14 protein-coding genes and 1 tRNA gene are annotated in these 15,109 nt (G+C 64.1%); 11 read left to right on the plus strand and 4 right to left on the minus strand.

Annotated elements, in window-relative coordinates; all coding sequences use genetic code 11:
• Positions 1-111: 111 nt before the first annotated feature.
• A complete protein-coding gene (locus tag IVB45_RS00335; RefSeq protein ID WP_247357314.1) occupies positions 112-609 on the minus strand; it encodes a hypothetical protein in 498 nt (165 codons plus the stop codon).
• Between the two features lie 165 nt (positions 610-774).
• Here IVB45_RS00335 and IVB45_RS00340 point away from each other — a divergent pair, with 165 nt between their 5' ends.
• Together IVB45_RS00340 and IVB45_RS00345 are read left to right on the plus strand one after the other, a co-directional pair.
• Positions 775-2,556 (plus strand): hypothetical protein, encoded by a 1,782-nt coding sequence (locus tag IVB45_RS00340; RefSeq protein WP_247357313.1) that lies wholly within the window; start codon positions 775-777, stop codon positions 2,554-2,556.
• Between the two features lie 103 nt (positions 2,557-2,659).
• Positions 2,660-3,049: a hypothetical protein gene (locus IVB45_RS00345; RefSeq protein WP_247357312.1), complete on the plus strand. Its 390-nt coding sequence runs from the start codon at positions 2,660-2,662 to the stop codon at positions 3,047-3,049.
• A gap of 75 nt (positions 3,050-3,124) precedes the next feature.
• Here IVB45_RS00345 and IVB45_RS00350 read toward each other — a convergent pair whose 3' ends face one another.
• Positions 3,125-4,171, minus strand: a complete 1,047-nt coding sequence (locus IVB45_RS00350) for a polysaccharide deacetylase family protein (RefSeq protein ID WP_247357311.1) — start codon at positions 4,169-4,171, stop codon at positions 3,125-3,127.
• Positions 4,172-4,424: 253 nt separating this feature from the next.
• Between IVB45_RS00350 and IVB45_RS00355 the strand changes: the two genes are divergently transcribed.
• Both IVB45_RS00355 and IVB45_RS00360 read left to right on the plus strand, forming a co-directional pair.
• Positions 4,425-4,766 carry a hypothetical protein gene (locus tag IVB45_RS00355; RefSeq protein WP_247358098.1) on the plus strand — a complete coding sequence of 114 codons (342 nt, stop codon included), beginning with the start codon at positions 4,425-4,427 and terminating at the stop codon, positions 4,764-4,766.
• Positions 4,767-4,932: 166 nt separating this feature from the next.
• Positions 4,933-5,145, plus strand: coding sequence for a hypothetical protein (locus IVB45_RS00360; RefSeq protein ID WP_007604145.1), 213 nt, complete (start codon positions 4,933-4,935; stop codon positions 5,143-5,145).
• A gap of 26 nt (positions 5,146-5,171) precedes the next feature.
• Here IVB45_RS00360 and IVB45_RS00365 read toward each other — a convergent pair whose 3' ends face one another.
• Complete coding sequence (locus tag IVB45_RS00365; RefSeq protein WP_027566314.1) at positions 5,172-6,860, minus strand: MFS transporter; 1,689 nt, start codon at positions 6,858-6,860, stop codon at positions 5,172-5,174.
• Between the two features lie 172 nt (positions 6,861-7,032).
• On the opposite strand from IVB45_RS00365, the gene IVB45_RS00370 reads away from it, so the two are divergent.
• From IVB45_RS00370 to IVB45_RS00400, 7 genes are all read left to right on the plus strand, one after another.
• On the plus strand, positions 7,033-8,400 hold the full coding sequence (locus IVB45_RS00370) for a hydrolase (protein WP_247357310.1): 1,368 nt from the start codon (positions 7,033-7,035) through the stop codon (positions 8,398-8,400).
• 34 nt (positions 8,401-8,434) lie between these two features.
• Positions 8,435-9,802, plus strand: a complete 1,368-nt coding sequence (locus tag IVB45_RS00375; RefSeq protein WP_247357309.1) for a cytochrome P450 — start codon at positions 8,435-8,437, stop codon at positions 9,800-9,802.
• Between the two features lie 50 nt (positions 9,803-9,852).
• Positions 9,853-11,262 carry an adenylate/guanylate cyclase domain-containing protein gene (locus tag IVB45_RS00380; RefSeq protein ID WP_247357308.1) on the plus strand — a complete coding sequence of 470 codons (1,410 nt, stop codon included), beginning with the start codon at positions 9,853-9,855 and terminating at the stop codon, positions 11,260-11,262.
• Positions 11,263-11,541: 279 nt separating this feature from the next.
• A complete protein-coding gene (locus tag IVB45_RS00385; RefSeq protein WP_247357307.1) occupies positions 11,542-12,030 on the plus strand; it encodes a TerB family tellurite resistance protein in 489 nt (162 codons plus the stop codon).
• 223 nt (positions 12,031-12,253) lie between these two features.
• On the plus strand, positions 12,254-13,033 hold the full coding sequence (locus IVB45_RS00390) for an SDR family oxidoreductase (RefSeq protein ID WP_247357306.1): 780 nt from the start codon (positions 12,254-12,256) through the stop codon (positions 13,031-13,033).
• 127 nt (positions 13,034-13,160) lie between these two features.
• The gene (locus IVB45_RS00395; RefSeq protein WP_247357305.1) at positions 13,161-13,955 is read left to right on the plus strand and encodes a glutamine amidotransferase; all 795 of its coding nucleotides are present in this window, start codon (positions 13,161-13,163) and stop codon (positions 13,953-13,955) included.
• A 97-nt stretch (positions 13,956-14,052) separates the two neighbouring features.
• The gene (locus IVB45_RS00400; RefSeq protein WP_007604155.1) at positions 14,053-14,865 is read left to right on the plus strand and encodes an enoyl-CoA hydratase; all 813 of its coding nucleotides are present in this window, start codon (positions 14,053-14,055) and stop codon (positions 14,863-14,865) included.
• A gap of 115 nt (positions 14,866-14,980) precedes the next feature.
• On the opposite strand, the gene IVB45_RS00405 is transcribed toward IVB45_RS00400, so the two are convergent.
• Positions 14,981-15,056, minus strand: a tRNA-Ala gene (locus IVB45_RS00405).
• Between the last annotated feature and the right edge of the window lie 53 nt (positions 15,057-15,109).

The raw sequence follows: 15,109 nt of genomic DNA on the forward strand, positions 1-15,109 counted from the left end.
ACGGAACGGACCTAAGTCGAGACGTTGCAGGGTTTTCTGCTCCAGGTCGAAATATCCCAAATCATGCATGAAGCTGACAATGCTTCGCGGCCCGCGTGCCGCGCGCTTTGGTCATTTGCCTTGGATTGACAGCGCGTCCGGACGGCCGAAACTAAAGGCAATGCGGCGGCGCGAGGCAGCATGCACGATATCCTGGTGGTTGGGCTCGTCGCGCTCACGAGCGGCGCCATTGGTCTTCCGTTCTCCCTGCTTCTGCCGTCGGACCAGTTTGCTGTGCGCTGGGCGCTCGCGCCGCCGCTTGGCTTCGGCCTTCTCGCCGCAGGAACCGCGGTCCTGTATCTCTCCGGCGTCGCTCCATGGGTGACGCTGCTTGCGATGGCAATCGCCGGTCTTGTCATTGCCGCCGCAATGCGCTTTCCGGCGCTGCGTCGGCGGCCCGAGCCATCGTTCGGACGCCGGCTTGCGATGGCGATCGCGGTCGCGGCTATTGCGATGGTGTGTCTTGCTCCCGGCTGGACCGGAGGCGCGCGCTTCCGCGTTTTCCAGGCCAACGTCTACGATCACATGCTGTACGTGGGCTCCTCGGTTTCGTATCGGGTGCTCGACCACGCAACCCTGGCAGTCCAGGGCGCCGACGAGACGAACTCCAATCCAATTTCAGTGATGGCGCTGAAGTTCGTCGACTATCGCGGCGCCGTGTCGATGATCCATGCGGCAATCGCCGCCATCAGTCGCGGCGATGTCGTCGATTGCGCCTATCCGTATATGGTCGGCATGCAGCTCAACATGCTGTTTGCGGCGCTGTTCGTCTTTGTCAACGCGCTCTCGATGCGGCGCTGGCTGGGGTTTGCGTGCGCCGCCGCGCTTACGATTGGATTCTTCGAGCAGTACGTCTTCGATATCAACGCCTGGTCGCAGCTTGCGACGCAGCCGATCTTCCTGCTTCTGCTCGCATTCGTGGCTTTCGCCTTCGACCACAATCGCTTTGGGCAGATGCCCGGCTCGATCATGCGGTTGGGAGCGGTCTTTGCGGCCTTGATGACAGGCGCGTTCTTTCTCTACCCGGAATCGCTGACGATCTACGGTCCCGCCGCGGCGGTTGCGGCCGCGATGGGCTGCTGGCATCGCGCCTCGCGCAAGGCCTTGCCCGTGGCTGCGTCAGGCTTGGCGGCGGGTGTGGGAATATCGCTGCTCGCGTGCATCCCGCTCTGGTCCGGCACGGTTGCCTATGTCGTCCGCCAGCTGAGTCATGCAGCGATCAACCCGCCAGACTGGTGGAAGTACTATCAGCGTTACCTATTTGGCAGCGACGCGAACTTTCTCGCTGTCATCACCAGTCCCGACAGTCGTATCGGAGAGTTGGCGAACGCCTGGTTCTCATTGCCCGTCGAATCCGCGCTTGCGGGTCTCGGCCTCTATGCGGTGCTGCCGTCGGCGGGTTGGCCCTTCGCCGCGGCGGTCGCGTGGAAATTGCTGCTCTATGGCTTTCTGTTCGTGCTGTTGAGGGGGATTGCAAGAACAGCGTGGACGATCTGGCGCGCCGATCCGGACGGAAGCGCTGCTCGACTCCTGGCAGGCAGCCTTGCCGGATGCCTCGTACCCATTGCCATCCTCGCGGCCGGTCATGGTTGGGCCGCGGGCAAGGGCCTGGCCATGGCGATGCCGATGCTCTTCACTCTTGTCGTTGCTCCCTTGGCTCCCTTGGCTGCGAAGCGGTGGAATCCAGGCGCCGTTGCCGCCGTTGCCGTCGTCGTGGCTGTTCACCTCGGCCTCGGCATATTGCGGCCGCTGCTGGTGATGCAAGCGGTGGGCGCGGGTCTTCCGGGTCTTCCGACCGCCGCCGCGCAGGTCAACGCGCAAAAGGCGACGTCTCTCGACTGGGACTACAATCGCCTGTCGGCGGACATCAAGAGCTGCAACGGACTCGTCATCGATGTTGTGAATCCGATGATGCACAATTTGTTGCGCCGGCTCGCAGCGGAGCTTCGTGTGCCTTGGGCGGCGCCGCGAATCATGTCCTGGCCCGACAGGGCGGGGCGGCCGTATTTTCCCGAAGGCTTTGAAAAGTTCGACTGTCTGGTGGCGTCCGGACGGCTCACGGCCAATCCGGGGCAGCGGCTGATATCCGTGGCCACAGACCTGTCTTCGCGCGAATTCATGGATGGGCAACGCAATGTGCTTGAGGTCGGCGCAGAAGCTCCGCCGGGGATCGCAACGCGCGGCCTTTTCGGCAAGGAAATGACCCCTGGCGGTGCGCTTCAATGGGCATCGCCGAACGCGCGCCTCGAGATTCCGAACAAGCCTTTGATACCGGCGCGCACGTTGAAGCTCGAATTGTGGCCCATGCCGATCTCCGGAAACGAATTCCTGGTCAAGATCAATGGACGTGAGATCTACAAAGGCGTCGTGCCCGCAGGCCCGTTGTCATTTCCGTTGGATCGATTCGCAAGCGACGAGACGCTCGTGGTCGAATTGGACACCAATGCCGTCACGCATTTCCCGGGCGATCCCCGCGACCTCGATTTTGCGATCCGGGAGCTGAGCGTTCGCCGGTAGCCAATGAACAGATGCGAGGGATGCCGCCGGCGTGATTCGCATCACATTACCCCGAGCGCGGCTCTCCTAGTGTCCAGCTCACACCAAACACGGGGAGATTCATATGCGCAAGATCATTCTGGTGGCCACCATGGTGCTGGTCTCTGCCTCTGCCCAGGCCGGAGGTCCGCGCAGCCTGTCACTGTCCGCGGTGAGCGAGCCGGCTTCGGTTCAGCAAACGGCGCCGGCGCTTGCTGCCGCGCCGACGCAGGTGAGCGAAGCAGCGCCAGCCGCCGAAGCTCCGAAATATCTCGATCGCCCGCCGGCGGTTTCGCTCACTCCGCCTGCGGCGGCCGCCGCACCAACACCGACGACCACCACGGCCTCAGCGCCCGCGACGACGACCCAACCCGCCGCGAAGACGACGGCCAAGGCAGACAAGCCGAAGCACAAGCGCAGCTGGACCGAAGGCCGCATCATCAGCGAACTGCATCGTCACGGCATCTACTGGTAAGATGCCTGCTCTCAAAAAGCATATGGCCGGGACAAGCCCGGCTATGACGCAAGAGTTTTGGATCGGACTGACGCGTTACTGCGAAACCGTCTGCACCACGCTCCCGATCGGACGCGCGCTCGAGGTCGGCACCTTCAGGTCCTTCAGCAGCGCCTCGTCATATTCCGGCAGCGTCTGGAAGGTCGTCTTGGCCTTCATCTGCACGACCTTGTAGCCGCCGGCCTTGAGACGCGCGAGCAGCGCCGGCATGGCTTCGCCGGTGTGCTTCTGGAAGTCGTGCATCAGGATGATGCCCTTGCCGAGCTTGTCGAGCCTGGTCATCACGGTCTCGATGATCTTCTCCGGCGTTGCGCCCTTCCTGAAGTCGAAGGAGTCGATGTCGGTCGAGAACATCGCGACGTTGCGAGTGCCGAAATAGCTCACGATCGCCGGATTGTGCTGAAGCTGCGGGAAGCGGAAGAACGGTGCGGGATTGGTGCCGAGCGCAAACCTCACTGCGCTGAAGCCCTTCTCGACCTCGTCCTTGGCCATTTGCTCCGTCATCTTCTTGCCGTTCAGATTGACGTGCGACCAGGTGTGCGCGCCGACCGTGTGGCCCTGGGCCAGCACCTGACGCAGGATTTCCGGATGGTAGGTCGCATGCTTGCCGACCGAGAAGAATAGGCCCTTGGTGCATTCATCCGCGAGCGCCTTCAGCACGGCGGGCGTGTTGACCGGCCAGGGGCCGTCATCGAAGGTCAGCACGACCTCTTTGTCGGTGAGGAAGTCGAACTGCTTGAAATGATCGAAGCCGAAGCCCGGACCGCCGGTGGTGTCGATCTCGACCACCCGGGAGACGCCGAGCGCGTTGGGATTGGCGCAGGTCGATTTCTGCTGCACCGGCATCGGTGCGGGTGCGGGCGCCGGGGCGGCTGCGGCCGGCTTGGCCGCAATCGTCGCCGTGGTCGCGACGTCGTCCTTGGCGGCGAGCTTCGCCTGTGCCGGCAATGGATCGGCGGCACGGGCGGCAATTGTCTTGGGAGCGGCCTGGTCGGCGCGCGAGGAATAATAAAACCAACCGCCGGCGGCAATCACGACCGCCGCAACTACACTGGCCAGCATCAGGCCTAACGCATTACGCATCGCCATTCTTTCCAATTACGCAACCAAACCGGCGGAATTTCCCGCTCGCCGAGCCATTAATGCGAAGGAACAGTTAACGTGACACCAACACGGCAGCGGATGGGAAGGAATTTCAGCGAGGTGCGCCAACGTGACCATAGTCACAGAGGGTGGGCCTCCCGTGACCGTCATCACAGTGGAAACTGTTTTGCTGGAGCATGGTCGATCCCATCAACAACGGGCCCGCTTCCAGCGGTGCCAATGGGAGCTTCAAATGACCAACTCGCTGAACACCAAGTCTCTGAACACCAAGTCTCTGAACGCCAAGTCCTTGAGTAGCAAGATCCGCGACATCAGCCTGGCTCTGGGCTTTGCCGCCATCCTCTCGATCGCCTCGACCGGCTCCAGCTTCGCCTTCTCGTCCGAAGCGCAGCAGCAGTGCACGGGCGACGCCTTCCGCCTGTGCTCGTCGGAAATCCCGAACATCCCGAAGATCACGGCGTGCATGATGAAGCATCGTTCGGATCTGAGCGCCGGTTGCCGCACCGTGATGGATAAGGAACTCGCCAAGGGCGGCGCGTCACGCAAGGTCGCTGACGCCCAGGACAGTCAGTAACAGCAACGATCGCTCGTTGCGTCGGTTCGCTCCCCTCGCGATGTGCCCCGGCGTGAATGCCGGAGCCACGCGGCGGCGCAGACCCGCCTGTCAATAAAGCCGTTGCGGCTTCGGGATCGTCGCTCTAGCTTCCCCCGCACATCTTCCGGGTAAGAGGCGTTACGCGATGACCAGATTTCTTTTCATCATTCCATTGATCCTGTTTGCATCGGCTGCGTCAGCGCAGCAGCCCGGTCACGACGCCTGCGCACGCGACGTCACGCGCTTCTGCCGCCCGGTGATGAACAATGGCGATCAGGCTGTGCTCGCCTGCCTCAAGCAGAACCGTACGCGGCTCACCAAAGGCTGCGACAAGGTGCTGACGGATCACGGGCAATAAGGCGTCGCTGCGGACTCGCAAAAACCCTACGTGCTGCTTCCCGCCGCGGTGGCGACCACGGGCAGCACCTCACTTGCTGCCTGGTCCGGCGTCTCCTCTTTCCAGCGCACCGAGCCGAACGGACGCTCGAGCATGCGGCGGATCCGCACCGGATCGGGGCCGACGTGGAAATCGATCGCCTCCTGATGCAGCGCGCGTTCGGACTGGGTCGAGCGGTTGCGCTGGCGTAGATAGTCGAGCCAGGTCGGACAGTGGTAGCGCTCGGTCCACAATTCGGGATCGGCGATGTCGCGCGCGATCGACCATCCATAGGCGCCGTTGCGCTGCCGAGAGAGCTGCACGTCCTGCATCACGTTGTGAAAGGCGCGCGCGTTCTCTTGGGCGACGCGGTATTCGATCTCGACCACCAGCGGCCCGCTGCGTGCCGTGAGCGACAGTTTGACTTCAGGATCGGCCAGCACGTCGGCGTCTTCGTTGCGGGCGCCGACGCGCGGCATCGTGAGCCAGATCCCGAGCACCGGCGAGATCAGCATCAGGCCGGCGGCCGTCAGCAGCGCGACCTCGACCCCGGCATAGTCGGTGAGATGGCCCCAGCCCCAGGCGCCGATCGCGATGCCGCCGGAAATCGAGGCCTGGAACGCTGCGAGCGAGCGGCCCGCAACCCAGCGCGGCGCCGAAAGCTGCACGCCGATATTGAACAGCGCAATGGCGGCCATCCAGACCGCGCCGGCGAGCACCAGTGCAGCCGCGGTCAGCACAGGCTCGGTGCTCACGGCGAGAGCGGCCATCGCAAACGCCATCGAGATGGTGCAGGCGCGGATCGCAGCTTCGCCGCTCATGCGCTTGCGCAATTCGTGGATGTTGAGCGCACCGACCACGGCGCCCATCCCGAAGGCGCCGAGCATGATGCCGTAGGTCTGCGCGCCGCCATGCAGCAGATCGCGCGCGACCAGCGGCATCAGCGCCATGATGGCTCCGCCAATCAGGCCCATCACCAGCGTGCGCAACAGCACGATCTTGATCGGCGGCGAATTGGTGATGTAGCGGAAGCCCGACACCATGGCGCGGTTGAGCTTCTCCCGCGGCAGGCGCGAGGGTTCGGTGTTGCGCCGCCAGAGCAGCAGCACCACCAGCAACGGCAAATAGAGGATCGCATTGCACGCAAACGCCGCCACCGCACCGAGCGCGGCGACGATGACACCGCCGACCGCCGGGCCGAAGCTGCGCGCGATGTTGTAGCTGATGCCGTTCAGCGCGACGGCCGACGGCAGGGCATCGGGCGGCACCTGCTCGCTGACCGAGGACTGCCAGGCCGGACCGAACAGTGCGTTGCCGCTGCCGACGACGAAGCAGAAGACGAGCAGCGTTTCCGGGGAAATGTAGTTGAGCCAGGCCAGGACCGTGAGCGCTGTCGCGCCAGTCAGCGCGATCATGAGTGCGATCAGGGTCACGATGCGGCGGTCATACATGTCGGCGATGGCGCCGGCCGGCATCGAGATCAGCATGATCGGCAGCATCAGAGCGGTCTGCACCAGCGCCACCTTGTCCGCCGAGGCCGCCATCTGCGTCATGGCCCAGGCGGCGCCCACGCCCTGGATCAGCAGGCCGAGATTGGAGAGCAGGCTTGCGAGCCAGATGCGCCGGAACACGGTGTACCGCAGCGGCGCCATGATGCCGTCGGCCGCAATTTTCTGGCGGTTCGTCTGCTCGGTCATGTCCCCTTCCAAATGGGCTGGCAGAAGTGGTCTTGGAGTTGTCTTGAAGTTGTCTTGGAGCGGCCTTCGGGCGATTCCGGCGAGTTCAGTGATGCCTGCGAAAGTCCTTCGCTGTCCAGTGGTTAGGCCGGTATAAGCGGTGCAAAGAGATGGTTTTGCCGGGGAGGAACAGATGAAGCTGTCACGACGGATGATCTTGCAAGGGGCCGGCAGCTTGCCCTTCGCAGTTGCGAGCCTGCGGACGGGCGCATTGGCTCAACCTTCACCTGCCGGGCCGGGCGAGGTGCCTCCGATCCTGTTCATGCACGGCAATGGCGACTACGACGCGCTCTGGATGACGACCTTGTGGCGGATGGAATCCAACGGTATCGCGCGCGACCGCATGGCGGCGATCAATTTCACCGATCCCAATGCACGAAGTGACGACAAGGTCGAACAGGCAGGCCGCTCCTCGACCGAGGACCAGCGCCGCGAGCTCGCCGCCGCCATAGCCGAACTGAAGCGCCGCACCGGCGCGGGCCGCGTGGCACTGGTCGGCAGCTCGCGCGGCGGCTACGCGATCCGAAACGCGATCAGGAACGGCGGCGGCGGCGATGTCAGCCATGCCGTGCTGTGCGGCACGCCCAATCACGGCGTGTTCGCGACCGACGACCAGCCGAACAGCGAGTTCAACGGTCGCGGCGCGTTCCTGCGCAGCCTGAACGATGGCGAGAGCGAAGTGACACCGGGTGTTGCCTTCCTCACCTTGCGCAGTGACGGCATGGACAAATACGCGCAGGCCGATGGCCGTTTCATCGGCAAGCCCGGTACGCCAACCGGCGTCAGCGTCGAAGGTCCGGAGTTGAAGGGGGCCACCAACCTCGTGCTCGGCGCACTCGATCATCGCGAGGTGGCGTTTCACCCCCGGGCCTTCCGCGAGATCTATAAGTTCATCGCCGGCCGCGAGCCCGCGCGCATCGCGATCGCGCCGGAGCAGAGCGTCAGGCTGAGCGGCCTCGTGACGGGCACACCGGGCGGCGTGTCGACCAATCGCCCGGTGGCGGGTGCAACCGTCGATGTCTTTCGCGTCGATCCTGAAACCGGGGAGCGCAAGGGTAGCGCCGTGTACAGCGCGAAGACCGGCGCCGACGGCCGCTGGGGACCGGCGCAGGTCGAGCCTTCCTGGTCGCTCGAATTCGCCCTCGCAGCGCCGGATGCGCCGACCACGCACATCTACCGCTCGCCCTTCCCGCGCTCGTCCGACCTGGTGCATCTGCGCGCTGCGCGTCCGCTCGGGCCCGCGGACAAGGACGCCGGGGCTGTCGTGATCATGTCGCGCCCGCGCGGTTATTTCGGCCTGCCGCGGGACGTGGTGCTGCTCGACGGCAAGGAGCCGGCGGACGTCAAATCGGGTGTGCCCACGGATTCGACAGCAACACTGCGCCTTTCGGCCGGCGAGGTCGGGCGTAACATCGTGGCCCAATTTGGCGAAGAACGAATTGTGGCACGCGCCTGGCCTGCCTCCGAGAACAGGATTGCGATTGCCGAGCTGACTTATTAGCTAATTGCCTGCGTCACCTCTGCGGGAGCGAGCCATGAACATCGCCAGCGTGCGTCGGCCCATCGTCCCTCCGACCCCGCCGCGTGCGCCCGACGACATGTCGTTCCTCGGCCGGCTTGCCGTGATCAAGCGGAACATGATCGCGACCTGGGGGCAGCGCGCCTACGAGGAAGACGTCATCGAGGGCCGCTTTTTCTTCCGCAACAGTTTTATCCTGAACCGGCCGGATGCGATCCGGCATGTCCTGCTCAGCAATTACGAGAATTATTCGCGCACCCCGGCGGGCATCCGCATGCTTCGTCCCGTGCTCGGCGACGGTCTTCTGATTGCGGAGGGCCATTCGTGGACGTTTCAGCGCCGCACCCTCGCGCCGGCGTTCACGCCGCGTGCGACCGCAAATCTCGTTCCGCACATGACGGCGGTGCTCGACGAGACCATCGCGAAGCTCGACGCGCAAACGAGCGAGCCGGTCGATCTGCGCGAGATCATGCAGCGGATGACGCTGGAGATCGCCGGACGCACCATGTTCTCGTTCGGCATGGACCGTCATGGTCCGACATTACGCAACTTCGTCATGGAGTATGGGGCCCGACTCGGGCGGCCGTACTTGCTTGACATGGTGCTGCCGCTGTCCTGGCCAAGCCCGATGGATTTTGCCCGCGCCCGTTTCCGCAAGCGCTGGACCGAATTCGTCGCGATGCTGATCGCCGAGCGGCGTGAGATGGGCAAGAAGGAGGGCGCGCCGCCGCGCGATCTTTTCGATCTCATGGACGAGGCGCGCGATCCTGAGACCGGCAAGGGCTTTTCGGACGAGCAACTCGTCGACGAAGTCGCGACCATGATCCTCGCAGGCCACGAGACCACGGCGACCGCGCTATTCTGGGCGCTCTATCTGCTCGCGCTCGACCCGGACACGCAGGAAGAAATCGCCTCCGAGACGCGTGGCGAACACCTCGACAGCATGGCCGACATCGATCGCCAGAAGTTCACCCGCGCCGCGATCGAGGAGACCATGCGGCTTTATCCGCCGGCCTTCCTGATCGCCCGGGCCGCGCGCGAGAAGGACAACGCGGCCGGCGTCGAGATCGGCAAGGGCGACATCATCATGATCGCGCCGTGGCTGCTGCACCGGCACGAGAAACTGTGGGATCAGCCGAACGCTTTCATTCCAAAACGCTTCATGTCGACGGAAGCGCCCGATCGGTTTGCCTATCTGCCCTTTGGCGCGGGTCCGCGCGTGTGCATCGGCGCACCATTCGCGCAAGCCGAATCCGTGCTGGCGCTGGCCCGGCTGATCGGCGCGTTCCGTGTCGAGCTTGCCGATACCAGCCCTGTCATTCCGCTCGGCGTCGTCACGACCCAGCCGGACCGTTCACCGCTGTTCCGCATCACGCGTCGGTGACAGGCATTCGCCTGGCCGACGGCGTGATCCACACCAGATAGAGTTACGCCATGAGCGACATCCAGGCCCAGTTTTCCGTTCTGAAGCAGACCGCCGATGCGAAAGTGGTCGACGCGATCACGCGCCTCATCGAAGACGGTGAGGATCATGAGCTCAACCGCGTCAATGTCCTGGACTTCTCCAGAGAGCACAATCTCGACGAAGAGCGCGTGATCTCGGCGTTCCTGCATTCGGCGCGGCTCGGCCTGTTCGATCTCGGTTGGAACGTGTTGTGCCCGGGCTGCGGCGGCGTGCTGGGCGCGCATTCGACCCTCAAGGCGCTCAAGCCAGATGAGTATCACTGCGCGCTCTGCGCCTGCGGCTACAAGACCTCGGTCGACGATCAGGTCGAAGTCTCCTTCACCGTCAATTCACGTGTCCGGCGCATTGCGGCGCATGATCCCGATACGCTGCCGGTGTGGGAGTATTTCAAGCAGGTGTTCTGGAGCTCCGGCGTCGACTTCAACAAGGAATCGTTTGCGACGCTCGCCAACGAGGTGACGCTGGATACGATGGAACTGCCGGCGGGCGAGAAGGCGACCATGTCGCTACAACTGCCGAACGATTTCATCATCATCTTCGAACCGGTGACGCACGCCGCCCATTTCATCGACGTGCAGGGCGAGCCGACCAAGGACCGTCAGCAGCTCGCCATCATGTACAACAAGGTGCAGGCGCCGACGGGAACCACGACCATGCGGCCGGGCCCGCTGCGGCTGTCGCTGGAAAACCAGGCCGGCGTGCGCGTGCTGCCGTCGGTGTTCATCGCGGCCGAGGCACTCCATCACCTCATCGGCAAGCGCAAACCGTTTCTTACCGCCAAGCGGATGCTGTCGAACCAGACGTTTCGCGACGTGTTCAAGGCGGACAATCTCAGTCTCGACCAGCGGCTCCAGATCACCTCGCTGACCTTCCTGTTCACCGATCTGAAGGGCTCGACCGCGCTCTATGAGCGTGTCGGCGATCTCGCCGCCTTCGACCTCGTGCGCGCGCATTTCCATGCGCTGCTCGAGATCATCTCCTCCGAGAAAGGCGCGGTGGTGAAGACGATCGGCGACGCCGTGATGGCGACCTTCGTCCGTCCCGAGCATGCGATCGCAGCGGGTTTGCGGATGCGCGCGGCGATGGACGAGCTCAACAAAAAGCGCGGCACTGCTGATCTGATCGTCAAGATCGGCATCCACGAGGGTCCGTGTCTCGCGGTGATGCTGAACGAGCGGCAGGATTATTTCGGCCAGACCGTCAACATCGCCGCCCGCGTGCAGAGCCTCTCGACCGCGCAGGAGATCCACATCACCGGCCCGGTGCTGGATGCACCGGCGGTCGCCGAAGTCCTCAAGCAGCGCGAGATCAGGCCGATCCAGAAGCAGGCCGCACTGCGCGGCATCGCCGACAAGATGGTGGTGTACGAGATACCGTGAGGGGCGGCGGTCACCATGGTCTGCGTCATTGCGAGGAGCACTTGCGACGAAGCAATCCAGACTGTCATCGCGGAAAGATCCTGGATTGCTTCGCGGCGCTCGCAATGACGGCGGAGGCAGGTTCGCGCCAAACCTTCGTCGTCAGCCCGGCAAACGCTCCAGATTGCCGAAACGTAATGCGTCGCGCGGAACTGACGCACGTTGCGCCGGTTGAGTTTCCTGCTCATATAATGCTGGTAGCGGCCGCGCTCCGCGGCTTCATCGATTCGGTAGGACCTTATGCTCGACGGCCTGCGCCAATTCATCGCCGACATTGTTGCTCCCCATGCCCAGGACCGCGCATTCGGTGACGGTGATTACCGGCTGGCGGCGACCGCGCTGCTGGTTCACGTGATCTCGTTGGACGGCCAGCCGACGGCTGCCGAGCAGCGCAAATTGCATAGCCTGATCGAAAGCCACTTCGGGCTCGATCGCGGCACTGCCGATCGTCTGATCGCGGATGCGACGGAGGTCGAGGGCGAGGCGGTCGACCTCTATCACTTCACCAGCATCATGATGCGCTCGCTCGACGAAGAGGGCCGCAAGCGGGTCGTCCAGATGATGTGGGAGCTGGTCTACGCCGACGGCCAGGTCACCGAGTTCGAGGATAATGTGGTCTGGCGCGCCTCCGACCTGCTCGGGATCGCCCAGCGCGACCGGATCGACCTGAAGCACGCGGTCGCAGATCGTGCCGGTGGTCAGGTCAAGGACAGCGCGCTCGGTGGGTGATCTCGCCAGCACAACCAATTGACGGTTGTGGCGACACATGACGAAACTTTAATGTAGCCCCCGGCCGTCTCGACTCCGGATTCGTCCGTAGATCCCGGGGTTTGCGCCCCCTGTCACCGGCTCAAGTGGCCATGCTGCCAGCGCCGCTTGCCTGTCGCGCTCGGCCTATGCTCTCGTTCCAGCATTGCGGGGCCAAAAAACTTCAATTGAAGAGATCTCGATCGTGACTGAGCGGGTAACCTTGATCACCGGTGCCTCGGCGGGCATCGGCACGGAGCTGGCGCGTGTGTTCGCCGCGAACGGACATCGTCTTGCGCTGACCGCGCGACGCGCGGACCGGCTCGAGGCGCTCGCGAACGAGCTCGCCGCCAAGGGCGGCAAGAAGCCGATCGTGATCGCCTGCGATCTCGAGGATGCGGATGCCGGCGAGAAGATCGCGGCCGCACTCGTCGCCGAAGGCGTCGAGCTCGACAATCTCGTCAACAATGCCGGCTTCGGCGTATTCGGTGACGCAATCGAGCGAGACCGCGTCGAGCAGCTCGGCATCGTCGATGTCAATGTCCGGGCCCTAACGGACCTGTCGCTGCGCTTTGCCGATCAGCTCATCAAGAACAAGGGCGGTCTTCTCAACGTCGGATCGGTCGCCGGCTTTCTGCCCGGACCCGGCATGGCCGTCTACTACGCGTCCAAAGCCTATGTCATTTCCTTCACCGAGGCCTTGCGGGCGGAGCTTGCACCGCACGGCGTTCGCGTCACCGTCCTTTGCCCGGGCCCGGTGCCCACCGAATTCCAGGCGCGCGCCGGCGTTGGGTCCGGCCATGATACGGCCCTTCTCAATGTTCCTGCCGCCGATGTCGCACGGCAGGCCTATCGCGGCCTGATGGCCAACAAGCGGGCAGTGCTCCCTGGTATGGGCATCAAGATCGTGCCATTTGCGCTGCGCTTCTTCCCGCGCGCCTTCATCCTGTCGGCTACCAGCCGGTTTCAGAGGCAAAGACAGTAAAGAGAGCTCTCGGTCGGTCGTGGCCCGGAGCTTGCTTTCTATCGGGCGTGTGTGTGCGCAAACTCACACGAAATTAACGATCGCTTAGTTATGCTGGCGGTCTGAACCGATAGCACTCGCAGAGACCATGTCGTTCCGGACGAACAGGTTTGGTGGCGCAGAAGTGGTGCCCTTCCCCAGAAGGACGCCGAACGTCGCCGCCTCCGAAACCCGGTTGCCGGTTCTGATCATCCTGCATCAGGAATCCTCGACACCCGGCCGCGTCGGCAATGCGCTGCGCGCGCTCGGCCATCGCCTCGACATCCGCCGTCCCCGCTTCGGCGATCCGCTGCCCGAGACCCTCGACCAGCATGCCGGCGCGGTGGTCTTCGGCGGTCCCATGAGCGCCAACGATCCGGACGACTACATCCGCCGAGAGATCGACTGGATCGAAATTCCGCTCCGCGAACAGCGGCCGTTCCTCGGCATCTGCCTCGGCGCGCAGATGCTGGCGAAGCGGTTAGGAGCTCGCGTCGCGCCGCATGCCGATGCGCTGACCCAGATCGGCTACTACCCGATCCGCCCGACAGAAGCGGGACACCGGCTCTGCCCGAATTGGCCGGCGCGGGTCTATCACTGGCATCGCGAAGGTTTCGAGTTGCCGGTCGGCACTGAACTGCTTGCCGAAGGCGATGATTTTCCGGTGCAGGCGTTCCGCACCGGCAACGCTTTCGGCGTGCAGTTCCATCCTGACGTGACCTACGCCATGATGCATTGCTGGACCACGCGCGGCTATGACGGCCTCAGCGCGCCCGGCGCGCGGCAGCGGCATCATCATTTCGCGGATCGTGCCGTCTACGATGCCGCCGAACGCGCCTGGCTCGATCACTTCATCGACGGCTGGCTGACGCGCCGACCGGTTTTGGCGCAAGCAGCCGAGTGATCGCGCCTTAGCGCAAGCTCTTCTCATCCGTTTGTATGCTAGGCTCATTGTCAACGAGCGCGCGCGAACGCGTGCCGGCAAACAAAGGGAGAGCGCCATGGCCTACGAGCACATTCTCTATGAGGTCAGCGACAAGGTCGCGACCATCACGCTCAACCGTCCCGACCGCATGAATGCGTGGACGCCGATCATGGAGCGCGACGTGCGCCATGCGATGGAAGCATCGAGCGCCGATGACAATGTCCGCGTTATCGTCATCACCGGCGCGGGCCGTGCCTTCTGCGCCGGTGCCGACATGGACGCATTGAAGGGGCTCGACCCCGATGATGTCAGGCGCGCGTCGAACCTGCCGCCCTTCGACATGAACCGGCGGCCCGATTGGCAGACGCGCTATGGCTTCTATCCGTCGATCGGAAAGCCCGTCATCGCCATGCTCAACGGCGCGACCGCCGGCATCGGCCTCGTCCACGCGCTCTATTGCGACCTGCGCTTTGCCGCCGACAACACGGTGTTCACGACAGCCTTCGCGCGGCGCGGATTGATCGCAGAGCACGGCATCAGCTGGATGCTGCCGCGAATCGTCGGCCACGCCAACGCGATGGATCTGTTGCTCTCGGCGCGGCGCGTTTCGAGCGACGAGGCGCTGCGGATCGGGCTGGTCAACCGGCTCTGCTCGCCGGAAAAACTCCGCGAGGAGACCTATGCCTATGCGCGCGACCTCGCCGATTTCGTCTCGCCGAGCGCGATGGCCGTGATCAAGCGGCAGCTCTACGAGGTGCCGTTCCAGACGCTGGCGGAGGCGACGATCGCGGCCAACCGGGACATGATGGTGGCGCTGAACGGCAGCGATTTCCGGGAGGGGGTCGCAAGCTTCATGGAGAAGCGGCCGCCGAGATTTACGGGGAAGTAGGGGGCGGATGGAGCCCGGCTTCGCCCTTCGGGCTACGCCGCGGCAGCCTTCGCTCACTTCGCTGCGAGAGACCTTCCGGGGTTGCCGAGCCGAAGCTCGCGAAGCGAGCGAAGGCTGGTGGAGCCAGGCGGGATCGAACCGCCGACCTCGTCATTGCGAACGACGCGCTCTCCCAGCTGAGCTATGGCCCCTTTTGTAGGCCGCTCTGGTCAATGCGGCCGACAACCGGGCGCCATTTAAGTCC

The organism is Bradyrhizobium sp. 4 (genome assembly GCF_023100905.1).
Classification (GTDB): Bacteria; Pseudomonadota; Alphaproteobacteria; order Rhizobiales; family Xanthobacteraceae; genus Bradyrhizobium.

Excerpts from the sequence above, each read along its gene's own strand:
- IVB45_RS00340 (WP_247357313.1), top strand. The coding sequence starts at position 775 with ATGCAGCTCAACATGCTGTTTGCGGCGCTGTTCGTCTTTGTCAACGCG.
- IVB45_RS00345 (WP_247357312.1), top strand. The coding sequence starts at position 2,660 with ATGCGCAAGATCATTCTGGTGGCCACCATGGTGCTGGTCTCTGCCTCT.
- IVB45_RS00350 (WP_247357311.1), bottom strand. The coding sequence starts at position 4,171 with ATGCGTAATGCGTTAGGCCTGATGCTGGCCAGTGTAGTTGCGGCGGTC.
- IVB45_RS00355 (WP_247358098.1), top strand. The coding sequence starts at position 4,425 with ATGACCAACTCGCTGAACACCAAGTCTCTGAACACCAAGTCTCTGAAC.
- IVB45_RS00360 (WP_007604145.1), top strand. The coding sequence starts at position 4,933 with ATGACCAGATTTCTTTTCATCATTCCATTGATCCTGTTTGCATCGGCT.
- IVB45_RS00365 (WP_027566314.1), bottom strand. The coding sequence starts at position 6,860 with ATGACCGAGCAGACGAACCGCCAGAAAATTGCGGCCGACGGCATCATG.
- IVB45_RS00370 (WP_247357310.1), top strand. The coding sequence starts at position 7,033 with ATGAAGCTGTCACGACGGATGATCTTGCAAGGGGCCGGCAGCTTGCCC.
- IVB45_RS00375 (WP_247357309.1), top strand. The coding sequence starts at position 8,435 with ATGAACATCGCCAGCGTGCGTCGGCCCATCGTCCCTCCGACCCCGCCG.
- IVB45_RS00380 (WP_247357308.1), top strand. The coding sequence starts at position 9,853 with ATGAGCGACATCCAGGCCCAGTTTTCCGTTCTGAAGCAGACCGCCGAT.
- IVB45_RS00385 (WP_247357307.1), top strand. The coding sequence starts at position 11,542 with ATGCTCGACGGCCTGCGCCAATTCATCGCCGACATTGTTGCTCCCCAT.
- IVB45_RS00395 (WP_247357305.1), top strand. The coding sequence starts at position 13,161 with ATGTCGTTCCGGACGAACAGGTTTGGTGGCGCAGAAGTGGTGCCCTTC.
- IVB45_RS00400 (WP_007604155.1), top strand. The coding sequence starts at position 14,053 with ATGGCCTACGAGCACATTCTCTATGAGGTCAGCGACAAGGTCGCGACC.